Here is a 21750-nt window from a genome sequence, read left to right as displayed (position 1 = left end):
TCCTACCGCCCAGGTCCCGCGCGCCACCTACCTCCGACGGCCGCGGAGCGTCGCCGTGGGTCGGTCGGAAAGGGGTCAGGCCGAGCGGATGGCCTCGTGGTGGCGGATGACCTCGTCGATGATGAACGTCAGGAACTTCTCCGCGAACGCGGGGTCGAGGTCGGACTCCACGGCGAGCGTGCGGAGCCGCTCGATCTGGCGCGACTCGCGCTCGGGGTCCGAGGGCGGCAGCTCGTGCGCGGCCTTGAGACGCCCCACCCGCTGCGTGCACTTGAACCGCTCGGCGAGCAGGTGCACGAGGGCCGCGTCGATGTTGTCGATGCTGGATCGCATGTCGTCCAGCTCGGCCCGCACGTCCTCTGTTCCGTCCACGCGTCGAGTGTAGGGGCCCGGTTTGTGGCCCCCGAAGGGCCCGGATAGACTCGTCGAGGTTCGGCGGGCGATCCTCGCTGAGCCTTCGCCGCCTTAGCTCAGTCGGTAGAGCGTTTCACTCGTAATGAAAAGGTCGTCGGTTCGATTCCGACAGGCGGCTCCACCAGAAGATCCGCGGTCCTTGGCGGACCGTGGTCCGACCGGTCCGTCGCCTGCGTGCGACGGGGCCGGGTCGCTCCCGTAGCCTCAACGGTCGGGACGGCGCACCTGCGCCTCGGGGGAGGTCGAGATGGGTCCGGTCGAGATCACGGTGATCCTGCTCGCGGGGCTGGCGGCAGGCACGATCAACACCGTCGTCGGGTCCGGCACCCTCATCTCCTTCCCGACGCTGCTGGCGCTCGGGGTCCCACCGGTCACCGCCAACGTGTCGAACGGCATCGGCCTGGTGCCCGGGTCCGTCTCGGGAGCCATCGGCTACCGGCGCGAGCTGCGTGGCCAGCGTCGGCGCGCGATGCGGCTCGTGCCGGCCTCGGCGGTCGGGGCCGTCGCGGGGGCCGTGCTGCTGCTGGTGCTCCCGGCGTCGGCGTTCTCGGCGATCGTGCCTGTGCTGATCCTGCTGGGCTGCGTGCTCGTCGTGCTCGGGCCGCGGATCTCCGCAGCCGTCGCCCGACGGCACGCCGAGCGCGGCGGCCTGTCGGAGGACGGTGCGTGGTGGACCCGGCCGCTCGTGGCGCTGACCGGCGTCTACGGCGGCTACTTCGGTGCCGCCCAGGGCATCATCCTGCTCGCCGTCATGGGCATCGGGATCGACGACGAGCTGCAGCGGCTGAACGCGCTGAAGAACGTGCTGGCGGCCGTGGCCAACGGGGTCTCGGGTCTCGTCTTCATCGCCGTGGCCGACGTCGACTGGCTCGTGGTGCTGCTCATCGCGATCGGCTCGGCCGTGGGCGGACAGGTCGGGTCGACCGTCGGGCGACGTCTCCCGGCGTCGGCGCTGCGCGTGCTCGTGGTCGGGGTCGGCGTTGTTGCGCTCGTCGCGTTCCTGCGCGGCTGAGCCTCCGTCACCCGCGCTCGACGGCTGCCCGCAGGTACGGCGCGGTCACGCTGTCGGCCACGTCGAGCAGCTCGGCGGGTGTCGTCGCGGCCACCACCGTGCCACCGCGGTCGCCGCCGCCGGGGCCGAGCTCGATCACCCAGTCGGCCGCCGCCACGACCTGCATGTCGTGCTCCACCGCCACGACGGTGTCACCGCCTTCGACCAAGCGGTTCAGCACGCGCACCAGGTCGCGCACGTTCACCGGGTGCAGCCCGCCGGTGGGTTCGTCGAGCACGAAGACGGTGCCCTCGCGGCGCGGTCGCTGCAGCTCGGTGGCCAGCTTGATGCGCTGCGCCTCGCCGCCGGAGAGCTCCGTGGCGGGTTGGCCGAGCGTCAGGTAGCCGAGGCCGACGTCGAGCAGCGTCGTGAGCGCGCGGTGCACGGCGGGCACGTCGTCGAAGAAGCTCGACGCCTCCTGCACCGTCATGGCCAGCACCTGACCGATGTCGCGGTCGCGGTAGTGCACCTCCAGCGTCTCCGGGTCGTAGCGTGATCCCTTGCACGTGGGGCACGAGGAGTAGCTGGTGGGCAGGAAGACGAGCTCGATCGCCACGAAGCCCTCGCCCTCGCAGGTGGGGCAGCGGCCGGCGTCGACGTTGAAGGAGAACCGCCCGGCCGTCCATCCGCGCTCCTGGGCCTCGGGGGTGGCCGCGAAGAGGCGACGGACCGGGTCGAACAGGCCGGTGTAGGTGGCCAGGTTGGAGCGCGGCGACCGGCCGATGGGCTTCTGGTCGATGACGACGATGCGTCGCGGGCCGTCGGCCGACGGATCGGCTGCAGCGGCCTCCAGCTGCTCGACCATGGCCGTCAGCAACGACGACTTGCCCGAACCCGACACCCCGGTCACCGCCGTGAGCACGCCCGTCGGCAGTCGCACCTCGACGTCGCGCAGGTTGTGCAGCGAGACGGGCTCGAAGTCGATCCAGTCCTCCGGGGTCCGCGCGCTCAGGACCGGCGGCTCCGTCCGGTCGAACATGAAATCCGCCGTGCTCGAGTCCGCCACGTCGGCCAGCGCCGCGGGCGGGCCGCTGTGCACCACGTGTCCGCCGAGCACCCCGGCGCTCGGGCCGACGTCGACCACCCAGTCGGCGTGGCGCGCGATGGACAGGTCGTGCTCGACCACGAAGAGCGAGTTGCCCGCGGCCACGAGGTCGCGCAGCGCGTCGTAGAGCGCCGCGGAGTCGGCGGGGTGCAGCCCGGCCGACGGCTCGTCGAGCACGTAGAGGACGCCGAACAGACCGGCCCGCAGCTGACCTGCGAGCCGCACACGCTGCAGCTCGCCCGGGGACAGTGCGGTGCTCGAACGGTCCATGGACAGGTAGCCGAGGCCGAGGGAGATGATCGACTCCACGCGCGCACCGAAGTCCTTGACCAGCGATCTCGCTGCGGACGCCGCCGCCGCTCCGTGCCGGTCGGTGCCACGGGCCTGGTCGGCCAGCCCGCCGTCGAGCAGGGCGCACACCTGCGAGAGCGGCAGCGCGGCCATCGCGGCGATGTCGATGCCGCCGAACGTGACCGCGAGGGCGGCGGGCCGCAGACGCTTGCCGTCGCACGTGGGGCACGGACCGTCGGCGACGAACGCCTCCAGCTTCTCGCGCTGCGCGGGGGACTGGGTCTTGGCGAGGTTGCGCATGAGGTACTTCTCCGCCGACGACCAGTGTCCGTGGTACGCGCTGGCCTCGCCCTGCTTGTTGCCCTGCAGGAGCATGCGCGGCTCCTCGTCGGTGAACAGGATCCAGTCACGGTCGCTCTGGGGGAGCGTGTGCCACGGAGCGTGGACGTCGATGCCGAGCTTGGTGACCATCCGCCGCACGTTCTGGCCGACCCAGGCGCGGCTGGCCCAGACGCCGATCGCACCCTCGTCGATGGACAGCGTCGGGTCGGGCACGAGCAGCGCCTCGGTGGTGCGTCGCGAGATGCCGCTTCCCTGGCAGGTGGGGCAGGCGCCGATCGCCGTGTTCGGCGAGAACGCCGACGCCGGGAGGTGCTCGGCGCCGTCGGGGTAGGTGCCGGCCCGGCTGTAGAGCAGGCGCAGCACGTCCGACAGGGAGCTCAGGGTGCCCAGCGTCGACCGCGAGCTGGTGCCACCACGTGCCTGCTGCAGGGCCACGGCCGGCGGCAGCCCCTCGATCGTGTCGATCTCCGGGGCGGCGACCTGCGCCATCAGGCGGCGCGCGTAGGGAGCGACGGACTCGAAGTAGCGACGCTGCGACTCCGCGAACACGGTGCCGAACGCCAGCGACGACTTGCCCGACCCGGAGACGCCGGTGAAGGCCACGAAGCAGTCGCGCGGCAGGTCCACGTCGACGTCGCGCAGGTTGTGCTCGCGTGCCCCGCGCACGCGGATCCAGCCCGACGAGCCGGTGGGCAGAGGGGTGCCGTGCAGGTCGGGGTCGCTGCGGGTGGGCATCCTGCCAACGTACTGGCGAGGCGCCGGGACCGCTCGCCACGGTCCGGCGAGGCGTGCTGCACGGACGCCGACGCCGTGCGAACGTGATCCCTGCGCCACGCGCGAGGGCCTCGAGGAGCGCGGAAGAGGACGACGATGAGCCGCACGACCCTCCCCGACGGGAGCATCAGGTACGCGCCGGACCGGGGGCACCGCCCCCCGTGGACGAAGGCGCGTCGACGCAGCTCCCTCGCGGCCGCGGCCGTGGCGGTCCCGGTCGGCCTCGTCGGCCTGAGGGGGCTCGGCCTGGAGGCGGGCCTGTGGGTGGCCGGCGTCACCGCTGTCGTCACGCTCGTGGGGGTGGTGGTCTGGCGACGGACGCTCCCGACGCAGCACACGGTGACCGTGTCACGCACGCACGTCACGTTCCGGAGCTATGGGCGCGCCCGTGCCGTGGCCATGGACGAGCACCTGCGCGGCACGCTGCTGGCGCTGTCGTACCAGCACGGGATCGAGGTCCCCTACCTCGTCGTCGACGGGACGGGGCGACCCTTCCGGCTGAACGTCGAGATGTGGTCGGAGGACGATCTCGAGGCGATCGTCGCGCACCTGCCGACCTATGCCACGGCCTCCGAGCCGCTCGATGTCGCGGGGGTCGAGCGCGAGTTCCCCGGCCTGCTTCCCTGGCCCGTGCGGCATCCGAACCTCTCCGCGGTCGGGTTCATCGTGGTGGTCGTCGCCATGGTCGTCGCGGTCGGGCTTGTCATCGCCTCCGTCACCGCCGAAGGCGACGACAAGAGGGACGAGTCGGTGGCCACCGTCACGCCGTCGGCGCGGCCCGACCTGTCGCCCGAGGCGGGGGGTCGGCAGAACCGGCTGCAGTCCGAGGTCCAGCGGCTCCTGGGCGAGGACGACGACTGGACCTCGCAGGCCCCGGCCGTCCGCGACTGCGCCGACGGCAGCGTCCAGCGGATCCTCACGTGGACCAACGACTCACCCCGCGAGCGCTACACGCAGGAGGACCGGGCCGACGTGGCCGAGGAAGCGCGCCGTGCGGGGCTGGAGGAGCAGGAGGTCGAGGTCGAGGACGGCAACGTCACCGGTCTGCGCTACCTCGACCCGGAGACCCTGGCCTCGTTGCAGGTGGACGTCGGCGAGGGAGTCCTGACGGTGACGACGGACAGCGCGTGCTCCAGCGCCGACGAGCCCTGACGCCCTGGTGGCATACCGTGGTCCCACCGTCGCTGTTCACGGTGCGTGACGACGCGTCGCGCTCTCTCGACCAGGAGGATCTCCCGTGAGCAGCACCGACGACGCCGCACTCCCCGTGGACCGCCGCACCCGGGGCATGGCCGACAAGATGGCCGAGCTCAAGCCCCGACTGCGCGGCTGGATGCACGCCGGGTTCGTGCCGGTGCTGGTGGCGGCCGGCGTCGTGCTCATCGTGCTGTCGCCGACCACGGCGACCCGCTGGGGCTCGTCGATCTACGTCGCCAGCGCGATCCTGCTGTTCACGGTGTCGTCGATCTACCACCGCGGCACCTGGGAGATCGGCCTCTGGGCGTTCTGGCGTCGTTTCGACCACGCCAACATCTACGTGCTGATCGCCGGCACCTACACGCCCTTCGCGATCCTCTACCTCGACGGCGGGGCGCGGGCGTGGCTGCTCGGCGTCGTCTGGTCGGTCGCCGTCCTGAGCTCGGTGCTGCGCATCCTGTTCACCGAGGCGCCACGCTGGGTGTTCACGGCCCTCTACATCGCCCTCGGCTGGATCATCGTGCCGTTCCTGCCCACGTTCGTCGACGGAGCCTCGCGGTTCAGCACCGGCGTCAACGTGACGGCCATCAGCCTCATCGCCTTCGGCGGGCTCGTCTACACGGTGGGCGGGGTGGTCTACGCGATGAAGCGGCCGAACCCGGCGCCGGAGACGTTCGGCTTCCACGAGGTCTTCCACCTGTGCACGGTCCTGGCCTTCGTCGCGCAGTACACGGCAGTCTCCGTGGTCACCTACTCCCTGCGCTGAGCCGACGCACCACCCTGCGTGGGTCCGGGAAGAAGAACGGCACCCGGTCCTGGTAGTCGCGGTAGCCGGGACGGTCCTCCATGCGCTGCTCCGTGCGCTTGGCGCCCGTCGCGTACATGAGGAAGTAGGACATGGCGACCGGTGCCGGCCAGGTCCAGCCCGCGGGCGCGGAGGCAGCGGCGGCGAGCCATGCACCGTCCCAGGTCACGGAGTCGCCCAGGTAGTTGGGGTGGCGCGAGACGCCCCACAACCCGGTGTCGAGCACGTCGGGCTTCTCGTCGTCGTCGCGCTTCTTGAACGCGTCCTTCTGCCGGTCCGCGAGCGCCTCGACGACCGTCCCGATCGCCATGACGACGAGGCCCACCGGCAGGAGGTGCCGGCGTGACGTCCGGGGGAGGGTGCTCGCCGCGGCCACCTGCAGGGGTGCCGAGACGACCAGCTGGGCCAGGCCCTGCGTCACGAACACCTTGAGCGCGGCGACCGCGGTGGAGTCGCCCTCGAGGAACTCGGTGTAGCGAGGGTCCTCCTCGTCGCTGCCGGCCAGCCTCGGCAGCATGAGCGACTCGAGCCGCACCGCCCACGCGGTGGTGGCGGCGGCCAGGGCCCAGCGCCGACGTCGGTCGCCGTTCCCGACCACGGCACTCGTGAGCGCGATGGCTGCGAGGCCCGGCCCCCATGCGCCGTCGGCGTAGTCGCGGCGTCCGCGGGGCAGGGCGACGGCGGCGGTGCCCGCCTGCACCAAGGTCGTGACGAGGGCGGACGTGCCCGCCACGCGTGCAAGGTTCTGTCGATCCACGGTTCCTCCTCGGTGAGAGGCACACGTCCGGTCGACGCCCCCTGCTTCCATGCTGCGGTCCGTCCTGCTCGACCGCACCTCCGACGACGCGCATGCCGACCGATCGGAGGGGTACGCCTCCGACGACGTCGCCGACACGACCGCGTCGCCATCGAACCCCGACGGGAGCACCACCGATGACCCTCACCGCCCTGGCCCTCAACTGCACCCTCAAGCCCGGCGACGCGCCCTCGAGCAGTGCGCTGATGGCGCAGCAGTTCCTCGACGCCCTCGCCGAGCACGACGTGACCGGGAGCATGGTCCGCGTCGTCGACCACGACGTCCGACCCGGTGTCGAGACCGACATGGGCGACGGGGATGCGTGGCCGACCATCCGGCAGCAGGTGCTCGACGCCGACGTCCTCGTGGTCGTCACGCCGACCTGGGTCGGCCAGATGTCGAGCGTCGCGAACCGGGTCCTGGAGCGGCTGGACGCCGAGCTGTCCGAAACGCGGGCGGACGGCAACCCGATCCTCTACGGCACGGTCGCGCTCGTCGGCGTCGTCGGCAACGAGGACGGCGCCCACAAGATCACGGCCGACCTCTACCAGGCCCTCGACGACGTGGGCTGCACGATCCCGGCCCAGGGCGGCACCTACTGGAACGGCGAGGCGATGCACACCGTCGACTACAACGACCTCGACGAGACGCCCGAGGCGCCGCTGCAGACGTTGCGGACAGCGGTGGCGAACGGCGCGCACCTCGCTCGGCTCCTCGCGGCGGATCCCTACCCGTCCTGACGGCAGGTCCGGTGGCTAGGCCGGGCGCGTGGCCAGCCGCTCGATCCGCACCAGTGCCGCGGCCAGGACCGGGAGGTAGGCCGGCGCCCACAGGGGGGCACCCATGCTCGCGCGGCACCCGTCGCCGTCGGGTCGCACGGCATGGGTGGTGGCCGGCACGCCCGCGACCCGCCACGCCCAGGAGCGGCCGGGATCGAACGAGGTGACCTCGAAGGGCAGCCGCACGCCGACGGCGGTCTCGACGTGTCCTCGGGCACCGAGGCCCATCTCGCCGCCGCCCTCGAGCTCGGCGCGGCGCACCGACGGGCCCCAGCGCGGCCAGGCCTCGAGGTCGACGAGCAGCGACCACACCACGTCGGGCTCGGCGGCGACGTGCCGGTGGACGGTCAGCTGCCTCACGCGGGGTCGAGGCCCTCGTCGAGCGGGTCGACGAGGCGCGGGTCGCCGAGCGTCACGTCGCCCACGTGCACGTGCGGCACCACGTCGGCCGCACCCGGTGCAGGACCGTCACCCAGCACGTCCGTCAGCGTGGCGCGCGTCAGCGCCATGGCCTGGTCCGCGATGTCGGGGACCGAGGAGAGGTAGCGGACGACCAGCTCCACGCGTACGCCCGCGAGCACGGCGTCAGGGCCGACGTCGAGCGTCACGCGGCGCACCGCGGCGTCGATCAGGCCCGCGTCGAGGGCCTCGCGCAGCAGGGCGACGATCGCGACCGACGAGACCCGCAGGTCGTCGTGGACGGTGTCCACCAGCACGGCACGGCGGGGTGCGGCCAGCGCCCGCTCGAGCACGCGGTCGGCGACCGAGACGACCCGCGTCGGTGGTGGGAGGGTGCGCAGCTGGGCCGCGGCCAGGGCAAGGGCGGCCTCGCCCTGGGCGAGGTCGATGCCGTCGGGTACTGCCTCCATCCCGCTCATCGCCACTGCTCCATCCGGATCGCCAGGGTGCGTCGAGCGCGGTGCAGCTGTCCGCGCACCACGGTCGGGGTCGTGTCGAGCACGTGCGCGATCTCCGCGTACGAGAATCCTTCGATCTCGCGCAGGGTCCACGCCGCCCGCTGCGTCCACGGTAGTTCACCGAGAGCGAGCGTCAACGTCTCCCACAGCTCGTGCAGCATCGCCTCGTCCTCGGGGTCGGTGCGCCGTGCCGCCCCCAGTGCCGCGTCTCCGCCGCGGGCGAGGGGCTCGAGGATCTGGTCGTCCACCGCGAGCGGCCGCGTCCGGCGCCGACGCTCGTAGGCCTCGCGCTGGACGATCGTGAACAGCCACGTCTGCACCTTCGAGCGGCCCTGGAAGTCCGGCAGGGCGCGCCAGGCCTTGACCCAGGCCTCCTGCACGGCGTCCTCGGCCGCGCGCTCGTCACCGTCGAGCAGTCGCGTCGCGTAGCGCAGGGTGCCTGGGAACAGGCGGCCGAACAGCTCCTCGAAGGCGGCCCGGTCGCCGAGCCCCGCGCGGCGGGCGAGGGCGTTGTCGGTGACGGCCTCCAGCTCGCTCCTGCCGGACCCGTCGACCGCGGCGCGACCGGCAGGTCCCGACGTCGACGCCTGGCTTCCGCGCACCGCTGGCTCCTGCATCTCGACGTGGCGACGGTGGTGTCGCCTCGTCGATGGTGGCACCGGCCCGCGGGTCCCGCCCGTTCAAACGTCCTCGCGCGGGTGACGTGCCTCACAGGTGCGTGACGATCGGCGGGGTCGTCCCGTCTCACCTGTGTCCGATCAACGACGAACTCCAGAACAGGAATGATGACGTGAGCGAGAAGGCCATCGCCAAGACCACCACGACCTCCAGCGAGCTCGAGAGCACGCAGGGCCGTACGACCATCGCCGACACGGTCGTCTCCAAGATCGCCGGCATCGCGACGCGTGAGGTCACCGGCGTGTACGCGCTCGGTGGCGGCACCGCCCGGGCCGTCGGCGCGCTCCGCGAGCGGATCCCCGGCTCCTCCACCAACCACTCGCAGGGCATCTCGGTCGAGGTGGGCGAGAAGGAGGCCGCCATCGACATCCAGCTCGTCGCCGAGTACGGCGTCTCCATCGCCGACCTGGCCAAGGGCATCCGCACGAACGTCATCAACGCCGTCGAGCGCATGGTCGGCCTGAGCGTCGTCGAGGTCAACATCGAGGTGCAGGACATCCACATCGAGGCCGACGAGTCCGCTGACGACAGCACCAACAGCGAGCCGCGGGTCCAGTGAGCGCCCCCGACCCGACCGGTCACGCCGACGCCGCGCGCGTCGGGGAGGACGCCTCCGCGAACGACGGAGCGTCCACCCCGGCGGAGCGGGCGGCCGAGGCGGCCCTCGCGGTGCCTGGCGTCGCGGACCTGCACGCAGGGTCCTTCGGCGAGGTCGGGACGTACCTGCCGGGCCGCCGGGTGACCGGCATCCGCATCCGCGACGACCTCACCGAGGTGCACGTGGTGGCCACGATGGGCTCGCCCCTGCGCGAGCTGGCCGACGCCGTCCGCTCGGCCGTGGGCCCCGTCGTGGGGACGCCGGTGCAGGTCGTCGTCGAGGACGTTGTGCCGGCACGGACCACCGCGCGGTCGACCGAACCGTGAGCGGCGGCGCCGGGGCGCAGGAGAGGCCGTACCAGGGGCCGGTCGACTCCTCGCTGCGCGAGCAGTGGCGCCGCGAGCGTCGCGCCCTGGTGCGACGCCACCACCCGGACGTCGGGGGAGACCCCGAGGTCCTGCAGGCCCGGCTCGCCGCGCTCGACCATCGCTTCGGCGTCCGGGAGGACGCGCTGCGGGCCGTACCGGACTTCCTCCCCGAGTCGATGCACGGGCCCTGGACGACCGCGCGGCGCGTGCTGCGGCAGGTCTCCGGTGCCGTCTCGGCCCGGGTGCCCACGCCCCGACGCCGCCGCTACTTCGACATCTGACCCCTACCTCCCCCCATCGCCCGCCTCCGCGGGCCCCACGAAGGAGTACCTGACATGACCACCTCCACCGTCGGCCTCATCGCCGGCCTCCTGCTCGCCATCGCCGCCGCCGCGGGCGGCTTCGCCGGCTTCCTGTTCGCGCTCGTGCTCGGGACGGCGGGCTACCTCGTCGGCGGCCACGTCGACGGCGAGGTCGACCTGTCCGGCATCCTCGGACGCCGGGACCGTGGCTGACGTGCAGGCGCCCGTCGGGCGCGACGACCTGCCCGCACCGGCCGAGCGCGGCCGCACCACGATCGCCGACGGCGTCGTCAGTCGTGTGGCGTCGATCGCGGCCTCGGAGATCGAGGCCGTCGTCGACACCCGCAAGGGCTGGACGAAGCTGGTCCGCAAGGGCTTGCCGCACGCCGACGCCGTCGTGGCCGGCGAGACGTCGCGCATCAAGGTCGAGGTGGCCGCCGTGTGGCCCACGCCGCTGGCGCCCCTGACCGACCGGGTCCGTGAGCACGTCACCGAGCGGGTCGACACCCTCGTCGGCGTCACCGTCAGCCGGGTCGACGTGACCGTGGCCGACGTGGTGCACCTCGACGAGCCGGCCCGCCGCGTCCTCTGATCCCACCCCATCCCCCCGTAGAAGGACCTCCCATGTCTTCCGAGACCACCAGTCCCGCGACCAGCGACCGCGCCGCCACCACGGCCCGGAACGCGACCACGCAGCACGCTGCACCCCTGCCGGCGGCGAAGTCCCCGGCCGGGACCGGCGCCACGCCCCTCGTGGCGCAGCTGCTCGCTCTCGCCCTCGTGGCAGTCGGCGTCGTCGCGGTCCAGCACCTGCTCGTGCAGCTCGGTGCGGTCTCGGGCGACTCTTGGCTGGACACCGTCGTGCAGGCCGGCGACGGGGTCGCGGGAGACGCGCCCGCCGTGCTCGCCGCCGCGATCGTGGCGCTGGTGGTCGGCGTGCTGCTGCTGCCGATCTCCCTGAAGCCGCGGCCGCGACGCACCCTCGCGCTCACGGCCGACAGCGGCGTCCACCTGCGTCGCAAGGACCTCACCCGCGTCGTGGAGGCCGCGATCGACGGCACGGACGGCGTCACCGACGCCGACGTCTCGGTCGGCCGTCGCAAGGTCAAGGTCGTCGCCCGGTCCGTGGCCACCGCCGACCGCGACGCCTCGCTCGAGTCCACCGTCCGCGAGCAGGTCGAGAAGGTCTGCGCCGCCGTCGACCCGTCGCCCCGCGTCGACGTCACCATCCGTCACGAGAAGAGCTGAGTCCCATGATCAGTCGTACCGTCCTCCTGCTCGACCGCATCGCCACCCTCGTGCTCTCGCTGCTGCTGCTCGCCGGCGGCCTTGCGGGCCTGTGGTGGTGGTCCGGACGCTCGATCTCGGGCACCACGCTGCCCGACACGAGCAGCACCTCAGCGGTGTCGGACGCCCTCGGCACCTCCTGGGTGGCCTGGGTGGTCGCGGTCGTCGGCGTCGTCGTGGCGCTCGTCGGCCTGCGCTGGATCCTCGCCCACCTGCGCCGCAACACCGTCTCGCGCCTGCGCCTCGGCGGGAGTGGTCCCGACGGCCGCAACGAGGCCCTCGCCGGCAAGGCGCTCGGCGCCGCCGCAGACGCCTACGCCACCACCGACGGCGTGCGGTCCGCGCGTGGCACGGTCGTGAAGGACCGCGGCCAGCTCGTGGCCCGGGTCGACGCGACCATCGAGCCCGAGGCCGACCTGGCCCACCTGGCCGAGCGCGCCGACGAGGTCTCGGCCCAGCTCAACGACGTCCTGGGGCGTGAGGACCTGCGCGCCGCCGTCCGACTGCGGGTCGCGGCTCGGGGTCGGGCGCTCTCGCGGGTGCACTGAGCGACGGATCCCCGAGCGACGAGGAGCCGGGCGGCTCCTCGTCGTGGGTTCTCGTGGCGTCGTCGGAGCGTCGCTGCGGGTGGTTCGTCCCTACCTGCTGCGTCGCTGTGGCTGGGTCTCGACCTGCGGCTGCGTCGGGCTGGCGGAGCTCCGACCTGCGGCTGCGTCGCTGTGGCCGCGAAGCGGGTCGGCCTCCGAAAGGGCCTCGACCGGCGGACGGGACCGGGCACGGGTGGGCTCTCGGAGCGTGGCTCGGGGGACGCAAGGTTCTGCGTTCGTGCGTGAGGGGGCGAAGGATGCTGCGTTCGCTACGGGATCCGGTCGTGAACGCAGCATCGTTCGGGTTGGTGCACGTGAAGGCAGAATCCTGCGTCCGCAGGGGAGAGTCGCGCGTTGAGTGGGGTAGGGATTCTCCCTTTGCGCGGACCGTTCCACGGAGAGGGAGAATCCCTGCCCGTACGGGGCCGGAGTCGTCGCCACGGTGCTTCCTTCGCGAGGAACGGTCCACGCGAAGGGAGAATCGTGCGTGGATCCCGCACAGAGGGAGCATCGTGGCCGCGCCCCGCAGACCCACCCGAGCCCAGAGCCCCCGCTCCGGTCGAGGCCCTTTCGGAGACCTCGCCCACTCGCAACGACAGCGACGCAGCAGCGACCGGAAACCCACCCGAGCGACGCAGCAGCAGGGAAGACCCAGCCAGCCACCCCCCGCCGCACCGGTCGAGGTCAGCCCGCCGGAGCCGACCACGCGCGCAGGTCTGCCGCCACGCCCGCCGGTGCCCGACCGACCAGGCGCGGCGAGGTGACCACGGAGTGCTCCGTCGTCCACACGACGCGGTGGCCCGCCGCCACCACGCGGTGCACCAGGTCGGCGTCCTCGTGGACGGTGAGGGTCGCGAACCCACCCACGGAGCGGTAGGCGGAGGCGTGCACCCCGAGGTTGGCGCCATGCACGTGGCGGTGGCTCCCGCCGTCGACGCCCCGTTGGTAGTGGCGCCACCACGCTGCGTGTCCGGGGGTCGCATCGGGCGGCAGCATGATGGTGCCGACCACCGCATCGGCACCCGCAGCGGCGAGGTGGAGGTGGTGCTCCAACCAGGCCGGGGGGACGCGCGAGTCGGCATCGGTCGTGGCGATCCAGGTGCGGGTCGGGTCGCGGCCCTCCAGCAGGGCGGCCACACCTGCCGCGCGGGCGGCGCCGACCCCGGCCTCGGCCCGCTCCAGCACGCGCGCACCGTGTCGACGCGCGATGGCGGCGGTGGCGTCGAGAGTGGCGTTCACGACCACCACCACCTCGACCGGAACGGTCACGTTCCGGGCCGCCTCGGCCAGGGCCGCGAGGCACGCGCCGACGTGGGCGGCCTCGTCGCGGGCCGGCACCACGACGCCGATGCGATCGACCTCAGGCACGGTCCAGCACCTCGAGCCGGAAGTCCCGCTCCACGTGCGTGACGACGCCGCGCAGGCCGGCCGCGTGCAGGTCGGCGTGCGCGTCGTCCGGGCGCGATGCCGCCTCGTCGAAGTCGTGGCGCCAGTGCACGGCCAGCACCTGGCCGTCGTCGGCCAGGCTCTCGACGGTCCTCCGTGCGGTCAGCGCCCGGTCCTCGGGGGACAGGAAGTACAGCACCTCCGACAGCACCACCAGGTCGAAGACGCCGTCCGGCCAGTCGTGCGGGATCGACCCGCGGCGCACCTCGACGCGGCTCAGCTCGCGCTGCCGCAGCCGCTCGAGTGCGATCTCGACGAGATCCATGGCCACCACCTCGTCACACCGGGTCGCCAGCAGCTGGGTGACCTGACCGGCCGCGCACGCCGGCTCGAAGGCACGCCCGTACTGCCGGCGAGGCAGGCTCGCGAGCGTCAGCTCCCGCTTGCGCTCCTCGTACGGGGCGCTGTCGAGGAGCCACGGGTCGGGGTCGGTGCGGTACAGGTGCTCGAAGTAGGCCGGGTCGGTCACGTGAGGACCACCTCGGGGGCGTGCAGGGCGTGGGCCAGCAGCGTCTCGGTCACCACGGGCGCGTCGGCGGGATGTGGTGAGAGTGGCTCGAGCTGGCTGCGGAAGCAGCGCAGAGCCGTCGCCTTGTGGGCGTGCGCCGCCGCGTCGTAGGGGAGCAGGGCCGCCCCGCGCAGCCACGAGGCCTGCGCGGACGGGGTGGTCACCGTCCACCGCCACACGGGGTAGCGCCAGAGGGTGGCTCCCGCGGGCACCACCTCGCGGGCCACGCGGCCGACCACGTCGTGGTCGGCATGGCCGTCGTCCTCGAACGGCACGACGACGAGCGACGCGTCCGCGAGCAGCGTTGTCAGTCGGTTGCGCAGTGCCGTCTCGTCGTCAGGCAGGGCCGCGTCGCGCAGGCCGAGGTGGGTCACGTCCGGCCGGTCGTGCCCGAGGACGGCGAGCGCCTCATCGAGCTCGGCCCGGCGCACGGTGCGCAGCTGGTCGGGCGTGAGGGTCGGGCTGTCGGGGTGCGAGCGCTCGCCGTCGGTCGCCACGACGAACCGCACCGAGTGCCGGGCCAGCCCCGCGAGCCAGGCGCCCACGCCCAGCACCTCGTCGTCGGGGTGGGCCGAGAGCACCACCACCTGGCCGGACGGCGCGGAGGCCCGGGGCAGGTTCGCACCGCGCAGGACCTCGGACCAGGGCGCCGCCGGGTGCTGGCTCATGGGAGTCCTCCGAGCCGGGCGAGGTCCCGCTCGGCGTGGTGCTGCCGCACGAAGACCTGCAGGTCGGCCACCCGTCGGGCGTGCTCGGCGTCGAACGCGAGCGGCCCCGGCCCGGTGGCCCGGCCGACGTGGTGCAGCACGGTGTCGACCGCGTCGGCCACCCCGGCGCGCACCGACAGCGCCAGTCGTTCCGCGTCGCGGGACGGGTCGGCGTCGATCCTGCGCGCCGCGTCGTCCAGCAGGGCGGTGGCGGTGTGCAGGGCCGCGCGGACGGCACCACGGTGGGCCAGCCCGTGCTCGTCCAACCGGGCCGACCTCTCGAGCACGTCCGCCACGGCGCGGGCGCCACCGGTCCACACGGCGGCGATGCCGATCGCGCCGTGCCAGAACCCCGGCCGCTGCACGTACGCCCCGGGTGCTCCGACGGCTACCGCCTCCACGGCGTCGAGACGCAGCGAGACCGTGCGGGCGTCGGTCATGCCCGGACCCACCCAGGCCGGGGCCCGGTCGTCGACGGCGACGCCCGGCTGGTCGAGGTCCACGGCGAACAACCGGTCGCGTCCGTCGTCGTCGGCGGTCACGAGCGCGTGGGTCACCAGGTCCGCACCCGAGCAGAAGGCCTTCGTGCCGTCGAGGCGCCAGCGCTCGCCGGACCGCGTCGCACGGACGACCGCGAACGGCGGTGCCGCCGCCCAGACGGCCCACACGCCGTCGGTGTCGATCGGGTGACCCAGGTCGGCGCCGATCGCGACGGCGTCGTGGTGCGGCTCGGCCAGCTTGGCGAGCGACAGGTCCTCGTGCCCGAGGGCGACGAGCGCGTCGAGTCGGCCCTGGGTGGCACCGCTGCCCGGCATCGGCAGGGGCGACCGCGTGCGCTCGCGCACCGTGTCTGCCGTCAGTCCCATCCCTCTCCCTCGTCCGGGCGACCACGAGGCCGCTCGTGAGGGGTACCCACCTGCTGGTCTCCCAAACGCGGCGTTCCGGGCGGGCCGACGCGATCCGCCCGCCTGAGCGATCGGGGCTCCGGCGCCGCTCGGTCGCATCGTCCCCCCGTCCGTGGACGTCCGTGGGGGCACGAGTCGGGTGTGGAGCGCCGGGTCGGCCGTGACGGCACAATGGCCCGATGGCCAGTGTCCGGACCGAGGTCCTGCTCGAACGAGGTCGTGAACTGTTCTGGCTGCTGCCGGGCGCCGCCGTGGTGGTGGGCCTGATGGCGGGGGTCGCGCTCCCCGCTGCGCAGCGGTCCTGGGGCGGGTGGGACTCGGCCCTGGTGTTCGGCGGCGGCCCGGACGGTGCGAGGGCCGTGCTGTCCACGATCGCCGGGTCCACCATGACGGTCACGAGCCTGACGTTCTCCTTGACGATGGTGACCCTGCAGCTCGCGTCCAGCCAGTTCAGCCCGCGGCTGCTGCGTACCTTCCTGCGCGACCTTCGCAACCAGTCGGTCCTGGCGATCCTGCTCGCGAGCTTCACCTTCAGCCTGGTCGTGCTGCTGTCGGTCCGCTCGGCCGACGAGGGAAAGGCGTTCGTCCCCGGCGTCGCGGTGACGCTCGCGCTGGTGCTCGCCCTGACGTCGGTGCTGGCCCTGGTCTGGTTCATCGCGCACGTGGTCGAGGTCAGCCGGGTGGAGAAGACGATGGAGGACATCGCCGAGGCGGCCCGGCGAACGGCGTCCGGGCTGCGGCGCGACGTCGTGCCGGCCGTCGTCACCGACGACCCGGCCTCGGGGACGCCCGTGCGGTCGGACTGCAGCGGCTTCGTGCAGTCGGTGGACGAGGACCGGCTGCTGGTGTGGGCGCGCGAGCACGGGGCGCGGGTCGACGTCGTCGTCCCGGTGGGGGCCTGGGTCGTGCACGGGCAGCCGGTGCTGAGGGTGCAGGGCGACGGGACCGGTGACACCGGTACCGGTCTGCGCGACTGCGTGGCCGTCGGTGCGGAGCGCACCGCCGCCCAGGACGTGACGTTCGGCGTCGGGCAGTTGGTCGACATCGCCCTGAGGGCGCTCTCCCCGGGGATCAACGACCCGACGACGGCGACCACCGCGGTGGGACACCTCGCCTCGGTGCTGGTCGCCGCGGCTCGCGCGCCCCTCGGGGACTACGGTCTGCGCGACGCCGGGCAGGTGCGGCTGCGAGTGGCTCGACCGTCCTTCGACGACGTGGTCGACGAGATTTTCGGCGCGGTCCGTCGATGCGGTGCCGAGCAGCCCGCCGTGCTGGCCGCGCTCGTCCAGGCCGCGGGCGTGGTGGGGGAGCAGCTCGACGATCCCGAGCAGCGGGCTGCGCTCCTGCGCCACGTGGGCGAGGTGGAGGTCGCCGTGGAGGCGGCGGACCTCACGCGGGCGGAGCAGGTGGCCCAGCGCGCGCTCGTGGCGCGCGCTCGCAGCCTGCTCACCGGGCAGCGGCTCTGACCCGTCGGCCGATCGGTCACCGTGCGGCTGCCACCGTGCCGGACACCACCCCGATCGGGACGGTTCGGCCGTCGACGCCCGGCGCCGTCGCGCTGATCGTCACGGTGTCGCCGTCCTCGAGGAAGGTCCGTGTGGACCCGTCGGGCAGATGGATCGGGTCGGTGCCGTTCCACGTGAGCTCGATCAGGGCACCGCGCTCCTCGCGGTCCGGTCCGCTGACCGTCCCCGACGCGAACAGGTCGCCCGGTCGCACCGAGGCGCCGTTGACGCAGAGGTGGGCGAGCATCTGCGCGGGGGTCCAGTACATCGCCGCGTACGGCGGGCGGGAGACCACTTCGCCGTCGAGCCGGACCTCGAGCGCGAGGTCGAGGCCACCGGGCGGCGCGTCGGCGTCGTCGAGGTACGGCAGCAGGTCGACGTCGCGGGTCGGCGGAGCCACGCGAGCCCCGGCCAGGGCCTCCATGGGCACGACCCACGGGGAGACCGAGGTGGCGAACGACTTGCCGAGGAACGGTCCGAGGGGCACGTACTCCCAGGCCTGCAGGTCGCGGGCGGACCAGTCGTTGACCAGGCACACGCCGAACAGGCGGTCCTCGGCCTCGGCCAGGGTGAGCGGGCCGCGGACCGACGGGCCGCCGACGACGAACCCCACCTCGGCCTCGATGTCGAGCCGGGTCGAGGGACCGAAGACGACGTCGCCGTCGGGCGTGCGGCGCTGGCCGCTGGGGCGCACGACGTCGGTGCCGGAGACCACCACCGTGCCGGCCCGGCCGTGGTACCCGATGGGCAGGTGCTTCCAGTTCGGGGTGAGCGGATCGGAGTCGGGCCGGAACAGGCGGCCGAGGTTCGAGGCGTGGTGCTCCGAGGCGTAGAAGTCCACGTAGTCGCGGACCGTCCACGGCAGGTGCAGCGTGACGTCGGCCTGGGGCACCAGGTGCTCCTCGTCGCCTGACGCGACGAGCTCCAGCAGCCGGTGGCGCAGCTCGGCCCGACGTCCGGACGGGTGCGCCAGGAGGGCGTCGAGCGTGCCGCCGGCCAGCTCCTCGGCCAGGTCCGGCAGCGCCGCAGCGACGTCGAGCACGTGCGTGCCCACGCCGACGCCCACGCGGGGCGCCGCTCCAGCGGTGCTGAAGGAGCACCACGGCAGTGTCGTGGTGCCCCAGTCGGTCGGGTGGCTCATGCGGTCATCCTTCCGGGTACCAGGCCGAGGCGGGCGAGGTCGGCTGCGGGCTCGTCCATCGAGCACGTGCCGAACGAGGTGAAGAGGCGTCGTGCGCGCCGGACACGGCCCTCGCCGAGCGCCGCCAGGTCGGGGCCGACGCGGTCGTCCTCTCGACGGAGCACCGCTACCGCGGCGTCGTCGTCGGAGCCCGACAGCAGGGTGTCGACCGCCAGCAGCACGTTGGCGAACCCGTGGTGCACGAGACCGTCGTGGGGGTCGGTCGAACGGACGGCGCGATGCAGGCCGGCGGTGAGCTTGAAGGGTCGCTCGGCGCGCACGAGCGACGAGAGTGCACGTCCCAGCCGCTCCGGCGGGGGGAACGCGTGGGCGTCGGGTCCACCGGTGCGCAGCTTCACGAGGGCACCCGCCGGGACGTCGAGCACACGGTCCGCGTCCGCCTCGACCACGAGGCAGGCGCCGGCGGGCACGGTCACCGACGCAGCGTCGAGCGTCTCCACCGCGACCACGTCGAGCCCGGCCGGGACGTCGAACGGGGCGTCGGCCACCACGGCCACGCGGAGGGTGGCGCCACCAGCGAGCTCGGCCGCGCCGGGGAGCGCAGAGGTCGGGAGGACGAGCGGACCGACGAGCGCGGCGACGTCGTGCCCGCGCCGTGCCAGGTGGGCGGCGACCGCCTCGTCGAGCGGGAGGTTCCCGGGCGGGAACACGGCCGCGTCGTCGAGGAACGCGTCGAACGGTCCCACGAGCGCGTCGCGGCGACCGTTCACTGCGACCACGAGCGGTGGTAGACGCCGTCGTCGACCGCCCGACCACCCTCGCCCAGCTCCAACGGACGGAACGTGTCGACCATGACCGCGAGCTCGTCGAAGGACTCGGCGCCCAGGCTCGCCTCGATGGCTGCCGGCTGGGGGCCGTGCGAGTGGCCGCCCGGGTGGACCGTGACCGAGCCCTTGGCGATGCCGGAGCCCTTGCGCGCCTCGTAGTCGCCGTCGACGTAGAACATGATCTCGTCGCTGTCGACGTTGGCGTGGAAGTACGGCACCGGGATCGCGAGCGGGTGGTAGTCGACCTTGCGCGGCACGAAGTTGCAGACCACGAAGTTGCTGCCCTCGAACACCTGGTGCACCGGCGGCGGCTGGTGGATGCGCCCCGTGATCGGCTCGAAGTCGTGCACGCTCAGCGCGTAGGGGTAGAGGCAGCCGTCCCAGCCGACCACGTCGAAGGGGTGGTCCGGGACCACGTGCACCGTGCCCGCCAGGCCGCCGGGCCCCGAGCCGCGGTGCTTGATGAGCACCTCGACCGGTCCCTCCTCGCGCACCTCGGGCTCGCCGGGCCCGCGCAGGTCGCGCTCGCAGTAGGGCGCGTGCTCGAGCAGCTGGCCGAAGCGCGACAGGTAGCGCTTCGGCGGGGCCACGTGGCTGTTCGCCTCGATGCAGTACGCGCGGGTCGGCTCCCCGGCGGGGGTGCCGGGCCGTGGGCGGCGAGACGTGTCAGGCACGTAGCGGTGGGTGGTGGCGCGGGGGACCACGAGGTAGTCGCCGGGGCCGTAGGGGAGGTGGCCGAACACGGTCTCGAGCACGCCCGTGCCGGCCTCGACGAACACGATCTCGTCGCCCGTGGCGTTGCGGTACAGCGGCGACGTCGCGTCCGCCACGACGTAGGAGATCCGCACGTCGGCGTTGCCGAGCACCAGCCGCCGGCCGGTCACCAGGTCGGTCCCGCTCGCCGCTCGTGGCCCGGCACCCCCGCCGGGGGTCCCGCCCGCCGCCCGTGGCCCGGCACCCCCGCCGGGGGTCCCGTCCGCCGAGCCTGTCGAGGTGGAGCCGAACAGGTCGTGCAGACGCAGGTGCCGCGGGAGGAGCGGCTCGTTCGGCGTCGTGGTCTGGTCCGGCAGCTCCCACCGTCGCGCCTCGAGCACCGCCGACGGCACGCCCACGTGGTAGAGCAGCGAGGAGTCCGAGCTGAACCCCTCCTCGCCCATCAGCTCCTCGCGGTACAGCGTCCTGTCGGGGGAGCGGTGCTGGGTGTGCCGCTTGGGCGGGATCGACCCTGCCCGGCGGTAGTGCGCCATCAGAAGTTCCCGCGCTTGGCCTGCTCACGCTCGATGGCCTCGAACAGCGCCTGGAAGTTGCCCTTGCCGAAGCCGAGCGACCCGTGCCGCTCGATCAGCTCGAAGAACACCGTCGGTCGGTCGCCGATCGGCTTGGTGAAGATCTGCAGCAGGTAGCCGTCCTCGTCGCGGTCCACGAGGATGCCGCGGCTCTGCAGCTCCTCGATCGGCACGCGCACCTCGCCGATCCGGGCCCGCAGCGACGGGTCGGTGTAGTAGCTGTCGGGGGTGGCGAGGAACTGCACGCCGCGCTCACGCAGGTGGTCGACCGTCGCCAGGATGTCCTCGGTGGCCAGGGCCAGGTGCTGGGCTCCGGGGCCGCGGTAGAACTCGAGGTACTCGTCGATCTGCGACTTCTTCTTCGCGATCGCCGGCTCGTTGAGCGGGAACTTGACCCGGTGGTTGCCGCTGGCCACCACCTTGCTCATGAGGGCGGAGTAGTCGGTGGCGATGTCGTCGCCGATGAACTCGGCCATGTTGGTGAAGCCCATGACGCGGCCGTAGAAGTCGACCCACTCGTCCATGTGGCCCAGCTCGACGTTGCCCACCACGTGGTCCAGGGCCTGGAAGACGGGGGTCTCGCGCCGGGTGGTGGTGCGGCGCTCGACGTAGCCGGGGAGGTAGGGCCCGGCGTACCGGCTGCGGTCCACGAGCGAGTGCCGGGTGTCGCCGTAGGTGGCGATGGCCGCGACCCGCACCGTGCCGTGCTCGTCGCTCACGTCGTGCGGCTCCTCCAGCACGGTCGCACCCTGGGCGCGGGCGTGCTCGATGCAGCGGTCCACGTCGGGCACCTCGAGCGCGATGTCGACGACGCCGTCGCCGTGACGGCGGTGGTGGTCGGCGATCGTCGAGTCGGGGTCGACCGCGCCCTTCAGCACGAACCGCACCGCGCCGCTCTGCAGCACGTACGCGTGGTGGTCGCGGTTGCCGGTCTCGGGGCCGGAGTAGGCCACGACCTGCATCCCGTAGACGTTCTCGTAGTAGGCGGCGGCCTGGGTGGCGTTGCCGACGGCCCACACCAGGGCGTCCCAGCCGGTGACGGGGAAGGGGTCGGCGGAGTCGTCGTGCTCGACGAGACCGACGAGCCTGCGCAGCTGCTCGAGATCGAGGTCGGCGAGCCGCTCGGCGTCGGTGAGGATCGTGTCTGGAGTCGTCGTCATGTGGTCCAGGTCACCGCTTTCTCGCCTGCTCGGC

Annotated in this window: 26 protein-coding genes and 1 tRNA gene; 13 read left to right on the top strand and 14 right to left on the bottom strand. The window is 73.2% G+C overall.

Annotation, left to right across the window (positions count from 1 at the left end; all coding sequences use genetic code 11):
- Window positions 1-75: 75 nt before the first annotated feature.
- Complete coding sequence (locus NUV38_RS09890; protein WP_055969595.1) at window positions 76-372, bottom strand: chorismate mutase; 297 nt, start codon at window positions 370-372, stop codon at window positions 76-78.
- An 87-nt stretch (window positions 373-459) separates the two neighbouring features.
- On the opposite strand from NUV38_RS09890, the gene NUV38_RS09885 reads away from it, so the two are divergent.
- Together NUV38_RS09885 and NUV38_RS09880 are read left to right on the top strand one after the other, a co-directional pair.
- A tRNA-Thr gene (locus tag NUV38_RS09885) sits at window positions 460-535 on the top strand.
- 126 nt (window positions 536-661) lie between these two features.
- Entirely contained in the window at window positions 662-1426 is a 765-nt protein-coding gene (locus tag NUV38_RS09880) for a sulfite exporter TauE/SafE family protein (RefSeq protein ID WP_257728967.1), read from the top strand.
- 7 nt (window positions 1427-1433) lie between these two features.
- Here the strand turns inward: NUV38_RS09880 and NUV38_RS09875 are convergent, their stop codons facing one another.
- Window positions 1434-3878, bottom strand: a complete 2445-nt coding sequence (locus NUV38_RS09875; protein WP_257728966.1) for an excinuclease ABC subunit UvrA — start codon at window positions 3876-3878, stop codon at window positions 1434-1436.
- A 135-nt stretch (window positions 3879-4013) separates the two neighbouring features.
- On the opposite strand from NUV38_RS09875, the gene NUV38_RS09870 reads away from it, so the two are divergent.
- Together NUV38_RS09870 and NUV38_RS09865 are read left to right on the top strand one after the other, a co-directional pair.
- Window positions 4014-5069 (top strand): hypothetical protein, encoded by a 1056-nt coding sequence (locus NUV38_RS09870; protein ID WP_257728965.1) that lies wholly within the window; start codon window positions 4014-4016, stop codon window positions 5067-5069.
- Between the two features lie 85 nt (window positions 5070-5154).
- The gene (locus NUV38_RS09865; protein ID WP_257728964.1) at window positions 5155-5880 is read left to right on the top strand and encodes a hemolysin III family protein; all 726 of its coding nucleotides are present in this window, start codon (window positions 5155-5157) and stop codon (window positions 5878-5880) included.
- Here NUV38_RS09865 and NUV38_RS09860 read toward each other — a convergent pair.
- Window positions 5861-6676, bottom strand: coding sequence for a DUF1295 domain-containing protein (locus tag NUV38_RS09860; protein ID WP_257728963.1), 816 nt, complete (start codon window positions 6674-6676; stop codon window positions 5861-5863). The two genes, NUV38_RS09865 and NUV38_RS09860, sit on opposite strands and share 20 nt — an antisense overlap.
- A 176-nt stretch (window positions 6677-6852) precedes the next feature.
- Between NUV38_RS09860 and NUV38_RS09855 the strand changes: the two genes are divergently transcribed.
- Window positions 6853-7455, top strand: coding sequence for a flavodoxin family protein (locus tag NUV38_RS09855; protein ID WP_257728962.1), 603 nt, complete (start codon window positions 6853-6855; stop codon window positions 7453-7455).
- Between the two features lie 15 nt (window positions 7456-7470).
- On the opposite strand, the gene NUV38_RS09850 is transcribed toward NUV38_RS09855, so the two are convergent.
- From NUV38_RS09850 to NUV38_RS09840, 3 genes are read right to left on the bottom strand one after another with little or no spacing between them, the layout of a single operon-like run.
- Complete coding sequence (locus tag NUV38_RS09850) at window positions 7471-7854, bottom strand: SRPBCC family protein (protein WP_257728961.1); 384 nt, start codon at window positions 7852-7854, stop codon at window positions 7471-7473.
- The gene (locus NUV38_RS09845) at window positions 7851-8363 is read right to left on the bottom strand and encodes a hypothetical protein (RefSeq protein ID WP_257728960.1); all 513 of its coding nucleotides are present in this window, start codon (window positions 8361-8363) and stop codon (window positions 7851-7853) included. The genes NUV38_RS09850 and NUV38_RS09845 overlap by 4 nt, the downstream gene beginning before the upstream one ends.
- A gap of 5 nt (window positions 8364-8368) precedes the next feature.
- On the bottom strand, window positions 8369-9013 hold the full coding sequence (locus NUV38_RS09840) for an RNA polymerase sigma factor (protein ID WP_257728959.1): 645 nt from the start codon (window positions 9011-9013) through the stop codon (window positions 8369-8371).
- Between the two features lie 188 nt (window positions 9014-9201).
- Here NUV38_RS09840 and NUV38_RS09835 point away from each other — a divergent pair, with 188 nt between their 5' ends.
- From NUV38_RS09835 to NUV38_RS09805, 7 genes are read left to right on the top strand one after another with little or no spacing between them, the layout of a single operon-like run.
- Window positions 9202-9648 carry an Asp23/Gls24 family envelope stress response protein gene (locus NUV38_RS09835; protein ID WP_257728958.1) on the top strand — a complete coding sequence of 149 codons (447 nt, stop codon included), beginning with the start codon at window positions 9202-9204 and terminating at the stop codon, window positions 9646-9648.
- Window positions 9645-10013 carry a hypothetical protein gene (locus NUV38_RS09830; protein WP_257728957.1) on the top strand — a complete coding sequence of 123 codons (369 nt, stop codon included), beginning with the start codon at window positions 9645-9647 and terminating at the stop codon, window positions 10011-10013. Before NUV38_RS09835 ends, NUV38_RS09830 begins: the two co-directional genes overlap by 4 nt.
- The gene (locus NUV38_RS09825) at window positions 10010-10336 is read left to right on the top strand and encodes a hypothetical protein (RefSeq protein WP_257728956.1); all 327 of its coding nucleotides are present in this window, start codon (window positions 10010-10012) and stop codon (window positions 10334-10336) included. Before NUV38_RS09830 ends, NUV38_RS09825 begins: the two co-directional genes overlap by 4 nt.
- 54 nt (window positions 10337-10390) lie before the next feature.
- Window positions 10391-10570 carry a hypothetical protein gene (locus tag NUV38_RS09820; protein ID WP_055969542.1) on the top strand — a complete coding sequence of 60 codons (180 nt, stop codon included), beginning with the start codon at window positions 10391-10393 and terminating at the stop codon, window positions 10568-10570.
- Window positions 10563-10949: an Asp23/Gls24 family envelope stress response protein gene (locus NUV38_RS09815; RefSeq protein ID WP_056552723.1), complete on the top strand. Its 387-nt coding sequence runs from the start codon at window positions 10563-10565 to the stop codon at window positions 10947-10949. Before NUV38_RS09820 ends, NUV38_RS09815 begins: the two co-directional genes overlap by 8 nt.
- A gap of 32 nt (window positions 10950-10981) precedes the next feature.
- A complete protein-coding gene (locus tag NUV38_RS09810; RefSeq protein WP_257728955.1) occupies window positions 10982-11605 on the top strand; it encodes an alkaline shock response membrane anchor protein AmaP in 624 nt (207 codons plus the stop codon).
- Window positions 11606-11610: 5 nt separating this feature from the next.
- Window positions 11611-12192 (top strand): hypothetical protein, encoded by a 582-nt coding sequence (locus NUV38_RS09805; protein ID WP_257728954.1) that lies wholly within the window; start codon window positions 11611-11613, stop codon window positions 12190-12192.
- Window positions 12193-12915: 723 nt separating this feature from the next.
- Here the strand turns inward: NUV38_RS09805 and NUV38_RS09800 are convergent.
- Genes NUV38_RS09800 through NUV38_RS09785 form a run of 4 tightly spaced genes read right to left on the bottom strand, consistent with a single transcriptional unit; the run spans window position 12916 to window position 15758 of the window.
- A complete protein-coding gene (locus NUV38_RS09800) occupies window positions 12916-13599 on the bottom strand; it encodes a glycosyltransferase family 2 protein (protein WP_257728953.1) in 684 nt (227 codons plus the stop codon).
- A complete protein-coding gene (locus NUV38_RS09795; protein WP_257728952.1) occupies window positions 13592-14146 on the bottom strand; it encodes a nodulation S family protein in 555 nt (184 codons plus the stop codon). The genes NUV38_RS09800 and NUV38_RS09795 overlap by 8 nt, the downstream gene beginning before the upstream one ends.
- Window positions 14143-14853, bottom strand: coding sequence for a PIG-L deacetylase family protein (locus NUV38_RS09790; protein WP_257728951.1), 711 nt, complete (start codon window positions 14851-14853; stop codon window positions 14143-14145). Before NUV38_RS09790 ends, NUV38_RS09795 begins: the two co-directional genes overlap by 4 nt.
- Entirely contained in the window at window positions 14850-15758 is a 909-nt protein-coding gene (locus NUV38_RS09785) for an acyl-CoA dehydrogenase (protein WP_257728950.1), read from the bottom strand. The genes NUV38_RS09790 and NUV38_RS09785 overlap by 4 nt, the downstream gene beginning before the upstream one ends.
- A 218-nt stretch (window positions 15759-15976) precedes the next feature.
- Between NUV38_RS09785 and NUV38_RS09780 the strand changes: the two genes are divergently transcribed.
- A complete protein-coding gene (locus NUV38_RS09780) occupies window positions 15977-17263 on the top strand; it encodes a DUF2254 domain-containing protein (protein WP_257728949.1) in 1287 nt (428 codons plus the stop codon).
- A gap of 16 nt (window positions 17264-17279) precedes the next feature.
- Here the strand turns inward: NUV38_RS09780 and fahA are convergent, their stop codons facing one another.
- Genes fahA through hppD form a run of 4 tightly spaced genes read right to left on the bottom strand, consistent with a single transcriptional unit; the run spans window position 17280 to window position 21716 of the window.
- Window positions 17280-18443, bottom strand: coding sequence for a fumarylacetoacetase (gene fahA, locus NUV38_RS09775; protein ID WP_257728948.1), 1164 nt, complete (start codon window positions 18441-18443; stop codon window positions 17280-17282).
- Complete coding sequence (locus tag NUV38_RS09770) at window positions 18440-19222, bottom strand: hypothetical protein (protein WP_257728947.1); 783 nt, start codon at window positions 19220-19222, stop codon at window positions 18440-18442. The genes fahA and NUV38_RS09770 overlap by 4 nt, the downstream gene beginning before the upstream one ends.
- Window positions 19210-20517: a homogentisate 1,2-dioxygenase gene (locus NUV38_RS09765; protein ID WP_257728946.1), complete on the bottom strand. Its 1308-nt coding sequence runs from the start codon at window positions 20515-20517 to the stop codon at window positions 19210-19212. The genes NUV38_RS09770 and NUV38_RS09765 overlap by 13 nt, the downstream gene beginning before the upstream one ends.
- Window positions 20517-21716, bottom strand: a complete 1200-nt coding sequence (gene hppD / locus NUV38_RS09760) for a 4-hydroxyphenylpyruvate dioxygenase (protein WP_257728945.1) — start codon at window positions 21714-21716, stop codon at window positions 20517-20519. Before hppD ends, NUV38_RS09765 begins: the two co-directional genes overlap by 1 nt.
- Window positions 21717-21750: the final 34 nt, after the last annotated feature.

The sequence above is a fragment of the Aeromicrobium sp. 50.2.37 genome (assembly GCF_024655735.1).
Taxonomy (GTDB): domain Bacteria; phylum Actinomycetota; class Actinomycetes; order Propionibacteriales; family Nocardioidaceae; genus Aeromicrobium.
This window is presented reverse-complemented; position numbering and strand designations above follow the sequence as displayed.